At 72.4% G+C, this 12,866-nt stretch carries 9 protein-coding genes; 4 read left to right on the top strand and 5 right to left on the bottom strand.

Features of this window, described 5'->3' with window-relative positions; all coding sequences use genetic code 11:
• Positions 1-36: 36 nt before the first annotated feature.
• From ACJ5H2_RS00950 to ACJ5H2_RS00930, 5 genes are read right to left on the bottom strand one after another with little or no spacing between them, the layout of a single operon-like run.
• Positions 37-585, bottom strand: coding sequence for a GNAT family N-acetyltransferase (locus ACJ5H2_RS00950; protein ID WP_408897690.1), 549 nt, complete (start codon positions 583-585; stop codon positions 37-39).
• Complete coding sequence (locus ACJ5H2_RS00945; protein ID WP_408897689.1) at positions 582-2,576, bottom strand: penicillin acylase family protein; 1,995 nt, start codon at positions 2,574-2,576, stop codon at positions 582-584. Before ACJ5H2_RS00945 ends, ACJ5H2_RS00950 begins: the two co-directional genes overlap by 4 nt.
• Entirely contained in the window at positions 2,573-4,837 is a 2,265-nt protein-coding gene (locus ACJ5H2_RS00940; protein WP_408897688.1) for a GNAT family N-acetyltransferase, read from the bottom strand. Before ACJ5H2_RS00940 ends, ACJ5H2_RS00945 begins: the two co-directional genes overlap by 4 nt.
• Complete coding sequence (locus ACJ5H2_RS00935) at positions 4,834-6,150, bottom strand: lysine N(6)-hydroxylase/L-ornithine N(5)-oxygenase family protein (protein ID WP_408897687.1); 1,317 nt, start codon at positions 6,148-6,150, stop codon at positions 4,834-4,836. Before ACJ5H2_RS00935 ends, ACJ5H2_RS00940 begins: the two co-directional genes overlap by 4 nt.
• Complete coding sequence (locus ACJ5H2_RS00930; protein WP_408897686.1) at positions 6,147-7,604, bottom strand: pyridoxal phosphate-dependent decarboxylase family protein; 1,458 nt, start codon at positions 7,602-7,604, stop codon at positions 6,147-6,149. The genes ACJ5H2_RS00935 and ACJ5H2_RS00930 overlap by 4 nt, the downstream gene beginning before the upstream one ends.
• Before the next feature lie 145 nt (positions 7,605-7,749).
• Here ACJ5H2_RS00930 and ACJ5H2_RS00925 point away from each other — a divergent pair, with 145 nt between their 5' ends.
• From ACJ5H2_RS00925 to acs, 4 genes are all read left to right on the top strand, one after another.
• A complete protein-coding gene (locus ACJ5H2_RS00925) occupies positions 7,750-8,388 on the top strand; it encodes a methyltransferase (RefSeq protein WP_408897685.1) in 639 nt (212 codons plus the stop codon).
• 183 nt (positions 8,389-8,571) lie between these two features.
• Positions 8,572-8,949 (top strand): DUF485 domain-containing protein, encoded by a 378-nt coding sequence (locus tag ACJ5H2_RS00920; RefSeq protein WP_408897684.1) that lies wholly within the window; start codon positions 8,572-8,574, stop codon positions 8,947-8,949.
• Entirely contained in the window at positions 8,949-10,553 is a 1,605-nt protein-coding gene (locus ACJ5H2_RS00915; RefSeq protein WP_408897683.1) for a cation acetate symporter, read from the top strand. The genes ACJ5H2_RS00920 and ACJ5H2_RS00915 overlap by 1 nt, the downstream gene beginning before the upstream one ends.
• Before the next feature lie 209 nt (positions 10,554-10,762).
• Entirely contained in the window at positions 10,763-12,745 is a 1,983-nt protein-coding gene (gene acs, locus ACJ5H2_RS00910; RefSeq protein WP_408897682.1) for an acetate--CoA ligase, read from the top strand.
• Positions 12,746-12,866 lie beyond the last annotated feature (121 nt).

The raw sequence follows: 12,866 nt of genomic DNA, 5'->3' as shown, positions 1-12,866 counted from the left end.
GGGGTGCCGCCAGCTCACACCTCGCGGCCCCACAACTCACAGCTCGGCGGACCAGGCGCGGGCGGTGGCGCGAGCGCGGTCGCGGTCCAGGAAGAAGAACTGCGCCGGCTTCTCCGCGATGCTCGTGCGCAGGTCGACCAGCGGGCCGCGGGTGCAGCCGACACGCTCCATCAGGCTCAGCGAGGCGGTGTTGCGGGCGTCGGGCTCGAAGACGATGCGGGTGCAGCCGGGCAGGTGGGCGACGAAGTCCAGGCCGGCGGCGATGACCTCGGCCGTCCGACCGGCGCGACGCGGGTCGTCGGCGAGGAGCAGGTGGACGCCGACGTCGCCCGGTGCACGGTCGTACCACGCCCCGATCTCGTCGACCTCGGGATCGTAGGTCTGCAGCAGGCCGACCGGGTGCTCGTCGAGCACGAGCAGGTACGCCGCCAGGTGTGGCTGCTCCTGGATGTAGGCGTAGACCAGCTCCACCTCCTCGCGGGTGTGGTCGGTCATCCCCCAGAAGTGCGCGCGCGGCGCGCTCACCCAGGAGTGCAGGAGGGCCGCGTCCTGTGCGGGTACGACGGGACGGACGAGGACGGTCAACGGGACTCCAGGGGGTTCTCGAGGGGGAGGGTGCCGCCGGCGGCCCAGGTCGGCTGCTGGTCGTGGTGGTGGGGCGAGGCCGGGTCGCCGGACGCCCCGAGCGGCACGACCCACCGGCTCCGGCCGGCCAGGTCCCACACCCAGCGCGCCACCGGCCCGTGCACGCAGGCGCCGACGCCGCCCAGCGCCCGGGTGGCGCAGACGCAGTCGTCGTCCCCGGCCACCGGCACGCACGGCGCCGCCGCGCCCTCCGGCGCGGGAAGGCCGAACTGCTGCTGCGCCGTCAGCGGTACGACGACATGGCCGCTCCCCCACGGCTCCGGGTCCGGTCGCCGCGCGACCTCCTCCAGCGCCGCGGCGACGACCTGGAGCACGTCCACGCCGAACGGCTTGTCCGCGGCGAGGATCGCGGGCAGACAGAGCCGGATCCGGGACCGCAGGTCGAACCACGGGGCGAAGAGCTCCCCGTGCGGGGAGCCGTCCACGCCGTCGAGCGCCGGCGCGCCGGACAGGCCCTCGACGACGTGCTCGCGGACCTGTGCGAACAGCGCCGCGGCGACGCTGCCGGCGCCCATCCGCCGGTCCCAGGCGAGCAGCCGGTCACGGAGCGTCGCCGCGGGCCCGCTGAGGTCGACGAGGACGGCGACGGCGTCGAGCAGGGCCGCGCCGGCGGTCTGGCGGTCGTCGGCGAGGACGCCCGCGACCGCCTCGGGGGTCAGCGGACCGGCTGCGCTCAGCCCGTCGAGGAGGGCGCGGATCCGGCGGGCGCGGTGGGGCGGGGCGAAGTCCGCGCCGACCCGGGCGAAGTCGGGCGTGGCCCGGTCGTTGGCCGTCACCAGCACCGGTCCGGTACGCCGCGGCAGGTCCGCGACCCACGCGCCGGTCCAGCGCCGGTCCGCGTCGCGGACGGGGATGCGCCCGACCACCCGGTGCTCGGTGGCACCGCGCCGGTCGCCGACGACGAGGTTGTCGACCGGCCCGACCCAGCCCGCGAAGGCGCCGGTGACGTCTGAGGCGGTGCGCGCGCGCAGCAGGGGCAGCAAGGTGTCGAGGCCGAGGTCGCCGAGCACGTACGCCGGCGTGCGCAGGCTGTAGGCCTCCGGCTCGCCGGGACCGCCGACGACCACCGGTCCGCGGTCCGTGACGAGCACCTCGACCTCGTGGGCGTCGAAGGTGCCCGCCCCGGTCCTGACCCGGACCAGCTCGGTACGACGCGCCACGGGCTCCCATCCCGACGGCCCGCGGGCGATGACCGCGTCGCCGTGCCGGACCAGCTCCTCGGCGTACGCGTCCTCGTCGTCGGCGACGGCGTTGGTGATGCCCCACGCGACGTCCCCGGCGTGGCCGAAGTGCTGGACGCCCGGGACACCGACGAAGGTGAGCCCGGCGACGTCGAAGGGGTCGTCGGGGTCGGTACAGACCAGCCGGACCTGCGCGTAGCAGCCGGGCGCCTCGATCACCCGGTGCGGGTCGCCGGCGAGGATGGGCAGGCCGCTGTCGGTGAGGGAGCCGTCGACGACGAGGGCGTTGCTCCCCCCGGGAAGCCCCTCGGTGCGGAACAGCGGCAGCCACTCCTCGCCGGCGGTGGCCGCGAGATGGCGCCGCCACAGCTGGCTCGGGAAGCCTGAGAACAGCAGGTGCTGGACCGCGAACACGGCGAGCGGCGTCCAGGGACGCCAGGGCCGGTAGGCCGGGTCGAGGTCCTCGTTCAGTCCCTCGACGTAGGCGTCGACGAAGGCGCGGCTCTCGGCGGACAGCGCGGCGTGGGCACGCCGCGCCAGGTCCACGAGCAGCGCTCGGCGGGCGAGCTCGTCCCAGGCGCGCGCCCCCTCGCCGAAGACCTCGGCACAGGTCCCCTCCGCCCGGCGACGCTCGACCTCCAGCTGCCCGGCGCGGTCCTGTGCCGTGGCCCGGCCCTGCTCGCGCGCCACCGCGAGCACCGAGTCGCCCACGACGTGGGGGATCCCGTGCCCGTCGCGCACGATCGTCATGGCGCCACGGGGTTGCGGAGCGTACCGGCGAAGATGAGGGACTCGGCCTGGTCGCCGAGGTCGACCATCTGCAGCGTGTTGCGCAGCTGGAGCCGGTTGAGGCAGCTGTGCCGGAACTCCGCCCGGAGCAGGTCGTACGACGCCGCCGCCTCGGCGAGCTCGGGGTGGTCGGCCGCGTGCTCCTCGATCGTCTCCCGCGCGATCGCCCAGAACTCCTCCTCGGGCAGCACGCCGTCCTCGTCGAGGATCGCGGCGACGAAGCGCAGCACCCCGTCGAAGACGTCGGTGTGCACGGCGAGCGCCTTCACGTCGTCGGGGAAGCTCCCACGGATGCGCTCGACGTCGGAGGGCAGCGGCAGGTCGCCCATGACGGCGACCTCCTCACCGATGTCCTTCATGAACGCTCCGACCGGGACGTGCTCGCGCAGCCGCAGCAGCAGGTTCTCCCCGTGCGGCATGAAGGCCAGGTCGTAGGCATACAGGCAGTGCACCAGCGGCCGGAGATAGGCCCGGAGATAGGCCCGGACCCAGCTCGCGGCGTCCACCGGTGAGGCCTTGACCCAGGCCGTCACGAGCGCGTCGCCGGCGGCGTCGCGGTGCAGCAGGGCGGCCATGGTGGTGAGCTGCTCGCCGTCGGCCGTGCGGGCGACCGGGCTCTCGCGCCACAGCGCCGCGATCATCTTCCGGTACGGCGACGGTGCGGCCGTGCGGTGGAAGGCGTCGCCGGTGTAGCCGACCGCGGCGACCTCGCGGAGCACCTCGAAGCCGCATGCGCGGAGCTCGTCGTCGGCCTCGACGACGGAGGCGACCCAGTCGTTGATGGCGGGCGTGGCGGCCATGTAGGCGGGCGAGAGGCCGCGCACGAAGCCCATGTTCTGGATCGCGAGCGCGGTCTTCACGTAGTGCCGCTCGGGCCGGCTGGCGTTGAAGAAGGTCCGGATCGACTGTTGCGGACGGTGGTCGTCCTCGCCCTCGCCGAGATGGACGAGGTCGCGCCGAGCCACGTCCGGGGCGAAGGTGACGGCCAGCTTGTGCTGCCACTGCCACGGATGCACCGGCAGGTACAGGTAGTCGGCGGCGTCGAGGCCGAGGGAGCGCAGGCGCGCGGCGAAGCGCTCGCGGACCGCCGGGCTCAGCTCCCCGTCGTACAGCGCGGCCTCGGAGCCGTCCGCGGCGAGGGAGAGCCGGGTCAGCGTGCGCCGCGCGGCGAGCCAGTGCAGCCGGACCGGCCGGCCGGTCTCGGGTGCGTAGGCGCGGTAGTCGTCGAGGCTGAACCCGATCCGGCCGTTGTTGGCCACGAACGCCGGGTGACCCTCGGTCATCGCCGACTCGATCTCCTGGTAGTCCGCGTCGACGAGCGCGGCGACGGGGATCCTGCGGTGGCGCAGCTTCCACGCGCCGGCGGCCAGCGTCGAGGCGATCTCCTCCAGATAGGTCGGCAGCAGCTGCTCGGGGATCCCGAGGGCAGGCGCCAGCTCGGCGACGAGCTCCTGGGCGTCGAGGGCCGCGGGGGCGCCGTCGCGAGTCCGCTCGATCGACGCCGGGTCGACGACCCAGTGGTCGAGCAGGTGCCGACGGGCCGCGAAGGTGTACGACGACGGGCCGGCGTCGACCCGGTGCCGCTCCTCGCCCGGCACGGGGACGGGGGTGACCAGCCGCTCGTGCGCGAACTCCCCGAGCGCCTTGGCGACCAGGTGCCGCTGGGCTCGCTCCATCAGCGCGGGCGTGAGGTGGTCGGCGGAGGTGGCGGCCTCGAAGGCGGCGCGGGAGCAGACCGACAGCATCGCGGTCTTGCCGGGCAGGTCGACCTCGCGGAGCTCCACGAAGCCCGCGGCGACGTTCTTCGCGCGGATCGGCTCGTTGCGGGCGTCGGGCTCGACCACGATCCGCCGCACGGCCGGGTCGGCGAAGCAGTGCCTCATCACCGCGTCGAACACGGCGGTGGTGAGCCCGGGGACGGGCGCGCCCGCCGGCGGCGCGACGAGGACGTGCATGCCCAGGTCGCCAGCGGCCAGCTCGGGCAGGCCGGCCAGCGGCGAGTGAGCGGGGTCGTAGGTCTCGGCCAGGAACGCCGGGACGCCGTCGACCCGGCCCAGCCAGGCGTCGTGATGGGGGTTCGCCGCGATCGCGGCGTACTCGTCGCGCACGTCCTCGCGCTGGGCGTCCTGCATCATCCAGTACACCGAGCGCGGGTGGGTGACCCAGGCGTGCAGCAGGTCGAGGTCGCGCTCGACGTCGAGCGGCTCGATGGAGATCCTCATCGCAGCACCGCCTCGGGCGTGGTCCGGAGGTGGTCGGGGACGCCGAAGGTCTGCACCGCGATCCGCTTCTCGACCGGGTAGACCTCCCGACCGAGCATCGCCGCGATGATGACCGAGTTGCGGTACGGACCCATGCCGAGGTCGGGCGCGAGCAGCGAGTGGGTGTGCTCCTCGGCGTTCTGCACGAAGATCTCTCCTCCCGTGACGTCGACGGAGTAGTCGCCCGCGACGTCGTAGCGTCCCCGCTCGTCGTACCGGATCCGGTCGCGGACGCCGTCGAGGAAGGCCGGCAGGGTGGGCTCGTAGCCGGTGGCGAGGACCAGGCCGCCGGTGCGGAGGCGGAACGGCTCGCCGGTCTCGACATGCAGCAGCTCGAGCTCGCTGCCCCCGGCGACCGGCCGGGAGCCGCGGACCTCGGTGTTGGTCAGCAGCGTCGTGCGGGGCCCGTCGCCGGTGACCCGCTGCTGGTAGTGCAGGTCGAAGATCGCGTCGACCAGGTCGCCGCTGATCCCCTTGAACAGGTGCCGCTGCTCGCGCGCGAGCCGGTCGCGGGTGTCGAGGGGCAGCGCCCGGTGGTACGCGCCGTACTCCGGCGAGGTCATCTCGAGGGTGAGCTTGGTGTACTCCATCGGGAAGAAGCGCGGGCTGCGGGTCAGCCAGACCAGCTCGTAGCCGTGCTCGGGCGCCTCCGCCAGCAGGTCCTGGTAGATCTCCGCCGCGCTCTGTCCGCTGCCGACGATGGTGATCCGGTCCTGGCGCTGGAGTGCGGCCTTGTGAGCGAGATAGTCGGCGGAGTGAGTGGTGGCGGTGCCGGAGGCCTCGACCACCGGCCGGAGCGCGTCGGGCACGCGCGGCGAGGTGCCGATGCCCAGCACCAGCCGGCGGGTCCGGAGCGTCTCCCCGGTGGCGCTGTGCACGAGATACGCCGTGCCGTCGTGCTCCACCGCGGTGACCTGCTCCCCGAAGCGGACCGAGGGCAGGCGCTCGGCGGCCCAGCGACAGTAGTCGTCGTACTCGCGGCGCAGCGGGTAGAAGCTCTCCCGGATGTAGAAGGGGTAGAGGAAGCCCTGCTGCTTGAGATAGCTGAGGAAGGACCAGCGGGACGTCGGGTCGGCCATGGTGACGAGGTCCGCGAGGAAGGGCACCTGGAGGGTCGCGTCGTCCAGCATCATCCCGGGATGCCACGCGAAGCGCTCCCGCGCCTCGAGGAACACCCCGTCCAGGCCGTCGCTAGCGCGCAGCGGGTCGGTGAGACAGGCCAGACCCAGGTTGAACGGGCCGAGCCCGATCCCGACGAAGTCGTGGGTGGTCACCGAGCCGCCTCCAGGGACGGTGCGAACGACGACACGAGCCGCGCTCCGCTCTCCCGGACCAGGTCGAGGACCCCCGTGATGTCCTCGACGGTGGCCATCGGGTTGAGGAGGGTGAGCTTGAGGTGCTGGACGCCGTCGACCTTGGTGGCGGCGACCATCGCGCGCCCCGAGGCGTAGAGGTCCTCGCGGATCGCCGTGTTCAGGGCGGCGCTGCGCGCCTCGTCGAGGGCCGGACCCGCGGGGACGTAGCGAAAGACGAGGGTGCTCAGCTCGGGCTCGGCGGCGAAGGCGAGGTCGGGAGCCTCGTGGCGGGCCGCGTGCACGGCGGTCGCGAGGTCGACCACCGCGTCGACGTACCGCCCCACGAGGTCGGGTCCCATCGTCCGCAGCGTCACCCAGAGCTTGAGCGCGTCGAACCGGCGCGTGGTCTGCAGGCTCTTGTCGACCTGGTTGGGGTTCGTGGCGTCGCGCGGGTTGAGGTAGTCGGCGTGCCAGGTCGCCGGTCCCAGGGTGGCGCGGTCGCGCACGACGATGGCACTCGACGAGACCGGCTGGAAGAAGGTCTTGTGGAAGTCGATCGTCACCGAGTCGGCGCGCTCGATGCCCCGGAGCCGGTCGCGACGGGTGGGGGAGACGAGCAGGCCTCCGCCGTACGCCGCGTCGACGTGGAGCCAGGCGTCGTAGGCGACCGCGAGGTCGGCGACCTGGTCCAAGGGGTCGATCGCCCCGAAGTCGGTCGTGCCGGCGGTCGCGACGATCGCCATCGGGCGCAGGCCGAGATCGGTGCAGGCGGCGAGAGAGCGCTCGAGGGCCGCGGGGTCGAGCCGGTGACGCGCGTCGGTGGGCACGCTGACCACGGCCTCCTCGCCCAGGCCGAGCAGGCGGGCCGACTTCTGCACGGAGAAGTGGCTCTCGGCCGACGCCAGGATCCGCAGCCGCTCCGCCGGCACCCGCTCGTGACGGCCCCGCGCCAGCAGCAGGCCCTGGAGGTTCGACTGGCTGCCGCCGCTGGTGAACACGCCGTCCGCGTCGGCACCGAAGCCGATCCGCTGCGCGGTCCACTCGACCAGGCGGCGCTCGATGAAGGTCCCGCCGACGCTCTGGTCGAAGGTGTCGAGCGAGCTGTTCACGGCGGCGACGAAGAGCTCGGCCAGCAGAGCCGGCACGACGACCGGGCAGTTGAGGTGCGCGGCGTACGACGGCTCGTGGAACCAGACCGCGTCGTCCAGCCAGAGCCGCGACATCTCCTCGAGGACCTGGCCCGCGTCGGCGAGCGGCCGGTCGAGGTCGACCTCCGCGACCCGCTGCTCGGCGGCGGCCGGCGCGAGGCCGGTGGCCGGGCCGGTCACCCCCTTGAGGTGACGCAGCAGGTGGTCGAGACCCTCGCCGAGAGTAGCGGCGTAGTGGTCGGCGTGGGCAGGATGGAACACGTGGTGCAGCGGGAGCTGGGGCACGACAGGGCACTCCTCGTCCGAGATCAGGTAAGCCTTACCTAAGCAGATGGCTCGGGGGTCCGGCCACCCCCCTCCGCGTGCTGCGCGTCACAGCCGTGCCGCGATGGCTGCGGATGGGCGCGCCCGTCGTGGGTAGCGGGCAGCCATGACCTCGGTGATCCGGCCACCCGCGGCCGTCCCCCGCGAGACGCCCTTCGGCCCGCTCACGATCGGCTACGACGACACCGTGCTGCGACCCCGGCAGTGGACCGCCGCCCAGGCTCGCTGGGCCGCCACCCTGCTCCGCGGCCTCGGCGAGGGCCCGGTGCTCGAGCTGTGCGCCGGCGTGGGGCACATCGGCCTGCTGGCGGTGCACGGCACCGGCCGGCCGCTCGTCGCCGTCGACGCGAGCCCCACGGCGTGCGCCTGGCTGCGCCACAACGCCGAGCAGAACGAGATCGCGGTCGACGTCCGCGAGGCGCCGCTGCACGACGCCCTCCGCCCGGACGAGCGCTTCCCGCTCGTCATCGCCGACCCGCCGTGGGTGCCCCACGACGAGATCGGGCGCTTCCCGGAGGACCCGGTGCTCGCCATCGACGGCGGCGCGGACGGACTCGACCTGGCGCGGGACTGCGTCGACGTCGCCGCGGCCCACCTGCGCCCAGGCGGCGCGCTGCTGCTCCAGCTCGGGACCGTCGACCAGGCGGACCGGCTGCGACCGTACTGGCAGCAGGCCGGACTGACCGAGCGCGGGCGCGACGTCGTACCCGAGCGCGGCGTCGTGGTGGCCCTGCACGCCGGCTGACCGCCCGGCCGCCCCACGCGACTCACCGGCGACCGTTCGTCGCGTCGTACCGACCGCTGGCCGACGGGCCGGACCCGCTCGGCGCGCAGCCGGACCGCACCCCTCCCGTCGTGAGCGTCGTCACTCCTAGCGTCGGAAGCGTCCGTGACCACGGTCACACGCATCCACCCGAGGAGGTTCGTCGTGACATCCGACATCTCGCCGCACGACGCGGCATCGCGCCATGACCCCGTGTACGACGAGCTCCGCGCCACGCCGGAGTTCGCCGAGCTGAGGCGGCGCTACCGCGGCTTCGTCTTCCCCGCCACGATCGCGTTCCTGAGCTGGTACCTGCTCTACGTGGTGCTCTCCAACTGGGCCGGCGACTTCATGAGCCGCCAGGTCGTCGGCAACGTCAACGTCGCGCTGGTGTTCGGCCTGCTCCAGTTCGCCACGACCTTCCTCATCGCCTGGCTCTACAGCCGGTACTCCACCGCGCGCCTCGACCCGCTGGCGCGGGACCTGGACGAGCGCTTCGTCGCCCTTGAGGGCAAGTCCTCCCGCGGAAGGGGCAACCACTGATGGACCACCAACTGCTCACCACGCTCCTCTTCGTCGCGGTCGTCGCGCTCACCCTCGGCATCACCATCTGGGCCAGCCGCCAGACGTCCGGCGCGGCCGACTTCTACGCCGGGGGCCGCAGCTTCTCCGGCATCCAGAACGGCTTCGCGATCGGCGGCGACTACATGTCGGCCGCGTCCTTCCTCGGCATCTCCGGGGCGATCGCGCTGTCCGGGTACGACGGCTTCCTCTACTCCATCGGATTCCTGGTCGCCTGGCTGGTCGCCCTGCTGCTGGTCGCCGAGATGCTGCGCAACTCGGGTCGCTACACGATGGCCGACCAGCTGGCGTACCGCATGAAGCAGCGCCCGGTCCGGATGGCCGCGGCCACCTCGACCGTCGTCGTGTCGATCTTCTACCTGCTGGCACAGATGGTCGGCGCGGGCGCGCTCGTCGCGCTGCTGCTGGGCGCCGACAGCCAGGCGCTGAAGAACCTGACCATCATCGGCGTCGGCGCCCTGATGATCTTCTACGTCACCATCGGCGGCATGAAGGGCACCACCTGGGTGCAGATCGTCAAGGCGATCCTGCTGATGGTCGGCTCGGCGCTCATCGTGGTCATGGTGCTGTGGCACTTCAGCTTCAACCTGTCCGAGCTGCTCGGCACCGCCGCCTCCAACACCGGCAAGGGCCAGGCCTTCCTCGAGCCGGGTCTGAAGTACGGCGCGGACACGACGAGCAAGATCGACTTCCTCAGCCTCGGCCTCGCCCTCGTGCTGGGCACCGCGGGCCTGCCGCACATCCTGATCCGCTTCTACACCGTCCCGACGGCGCGCGACGCCCGCAAGTCGGTGCTCTGGGCGATCGGCCTGATCGGCGTGTTCTACCTGTTCACGCTGGTGCTCGGGTTCGGTGCGGCCGCGATGCTCAAGGGCGACAAGGCAGCCGACGTGGCCGCCTCCGGCGGCAACCTGGCCTCGCCGCTCCTGGCCGAGGAGGTCGGCGGCGGCGCCGGCTCGACGGGAGGCGCCATCCTGCTGGCGTTCATCGCGGCGGTCGCCTTCGCGACGATCCTGGCGGTGGTCGCCGGCCTGACGCTCACCTCGTCCACCTCGGTGGCGCACGACATCTACAACAGCGTCATCAAGGACGGCAAGGCGAGCGAGACGGACGAGATCAAGGTGACCCGGATCGCCGCCGCCGGCATCGGCGTCATCGCGATCGCGCTGGCGATCCCGGCGCAGAGCCTGAACATCGCCTTCCTCGTCGCCCTCGCGTTCGCCGTCGCGGCCTCGGCCAACCTGCCGGCGATCGTCTACAACATGTTCTGGAAGCGCTTCAACACCCGCGGCGCCACCTGGGGCATCTACGGCGGCCTGATCTCGTCGGTCGGACTGGTGTTCTTCTCGCCCGTCGTGTCGGGCTCCGAGACCGCCCTGGTCACCGGCGCGGACTGGTCCTGGTTCCCGCTCAGCAACCCGGGCATCGTGTCGATCCCGCTCGGGTTCTTCCTCGGCTGGCTCGGCACGGTCACCTCGCGTGAGCCCGCCGCCGAGGAGCGCTTCGTCGAGCTCGAGGTCCGCGCCCTCACCGGTGCGGGTGCCGAGCAGGCGGTCCAGCATTGAGGCCCGGCCGGCCCTTGTAACTACCTGTTCGCGTCACTACCGCATCCGTCTACGGGTGCGGTAGTGACAAGAACAGGTAGTTACACGTGACGGCGGCCCGGACCCCGTCCCGGCCTCCGGCACGAGCAACCCCCTTGCAACCCCTGGTGACCACACTTCCCCTGGGTCCTAATGTGACCCGTGGCACCCCACCCGATCAGGAGAGAACCGTGAGCGACGAGACCGCCGAGACCCTGGCCAACCTGCTGAAGGAGGACCGCCGCTTCGAGCCCCCGGCCGACCTGGCGGCTGCCGCCAACGTCACGGCGGCCGCGTACGACGCCGCGCGCGCCGACCGCGAGGGCTTCTGGGCCGAGCAGGCCGAGCGGCTGTCGTGGGACACCCGGTGGGAGCGGGTCCTGGACTGGGACAACCCGCCCTTCGCGAAGTGGTTCGTCGGCGGGCGGCTCAACGCGGCCTACAACTGCGTGGACCGCCACGTCGAGGCCGGGCGCGGCGACAAGGTCGCGATCCACTGGGTCGGCGAGCCGGAGGGAGAGACCCGCGACCTGACCTACGCCGACCTGCAGCGCGAGGTGTCCAAGGCCGCGAACGCGCTCACCGCGCTCGGCGTCGGCACCGGCGACCGGGTCGCGATCTACATGCCGATGATCCCCGAGGCCGTCGTCACGATGCTGGCCTGCGCGCGCATCGGCGCCCCGCACACCGTCGTCTTCGGCGGGTTCTCCGCCGACGCCCTCGCCTCCCGCCTCGACGACTGCCAGGCGAAGGTCGTGGTGACCGCGGACGGCGGCTACCGGCGCGGCACCGCGTCCGCGCTGAAGCCGGCCGTGGACGAGGCCCGCACCAAGACCGACGTGGTGGAGAAGGTGCTGGTCGTGCGTCGTACCGGCCAGGACCTCGGCGAGAGCGGCTGGGACGACGCCGTCGACGTGTGGTGGCACGACGCGGTCGACGGTGCCTCCGACCAGCACACCCCCGAGGCCTTCGACGCCGAGCACCCGCTCTACGTCATGTACACCTCGGGCACCACGGGCAAGCCGAAGGGCATCCTGCACACCACGGGCGGCTACCTCACCGGCGCGGCGTACACGCACCACGCGGTGTTCGACCTCAAGCCGGACACCGACGTCTACTGGTGCACCGCCGACATCGGCTGGGTCACCGGCCACTCGTACATCGTCTACGGCCCCCTGGCCAACGGGGTGACGCAGGTGCTCTACGAGGGCACGCCGGACTCCCCCGAGCCGGGCCGCTGGTGGAAGATCATCCAGGACTACAAGGTCACGCTCTTCTACACCGCGCCGACCGCGATCCGCTCGTTCATGAAGCAGGGCCACGAGATCCCCGACCGCTACGACATGTCGTCCCTGCGGATCCTGGGCTCGGTCGGCGAGCCGATCAACCCCGAGGCCTATGTCTGGTACCGCCACGTCATCGGCGGCGACCGCACGCCCGTCGTCGACACCTGGTGGCAGACCGAGACCGGCGCCGTGATGATCTCGCCCCTGCCCGGCGTCACCGCCGGCAAGCCCGGCTCCGCGATGACCGCGATCCCCGGGATCGAGGCCGACGTCGTCGACGACGAGGGCAAGCCCGTGCCCAACGGCTCCGGTGGCTATCTCGTCGTCACCTCGCCGTGGCCGTCCATGCTGCGGACCATCTGGGGCGACGACGACCGGTACGTCGACACCTACTGGTCGCGCTTCAAGCAGCAGGGCTACTACTTCGCCGGCGACGGCGCCAAGAAGGACGACGACGGCGACATCTGGGTGCTGGGCCGCGTCGACGACGTCATGAACGTCTCCGGCCACCGCCTGTCCACCACCGAGATCGAGTCCGCTCTCGTCTCGCACCCGAAGGTCGCCGAGTCGGCCGTGGTCGGCGCCTCGGACCCCGACACCGGCCAGGCGGTCGTCGCGTACGTGATCCTCCGCAATGAGGCGGGCGATGGCGGCCCGGACATCATCAAGGAGCTGAGCGACCACGTCCGCAAGGAGATCGGCCCGATCGCCAAGCCGCGCCAGATCATGATCGTCCCCGAGCTGCCCAAGACCCGCTCGGGCAAGATCATGCGCCGCCTGCTGCGCGATGTCGCCGAGGGCCGCGCCGTCGGCGACACGCAGACCCTCGCCGACGCCTCGATCATGGACCTGATCTCCGCGGGTCAGGCCACGTCGACGGAGGACTGAGCGGGCTCCGCGGTGGCTGCGGCTGGGTCGGATTCACCACGGGATGTAGGCGAAGCGGCACTTCTGTAGTGGAGTTCCGCTACAGGAGTGCGTGCCCGCCTACATCCCGTGGTGAATCCGC

This window comes from Nocardioides pymetrozini (genome assembly GCF_046058985.1).
Lineage (GTDB): Bacteria > Actinomycetota > Actinomycetes > Propionibacteriales > Nocardioidaceae > Nocardioides.
Note: the sequence above shows the minus strand (reverse complement) of the source record. Positions and strands in the feature narration are given on the sequence as shown.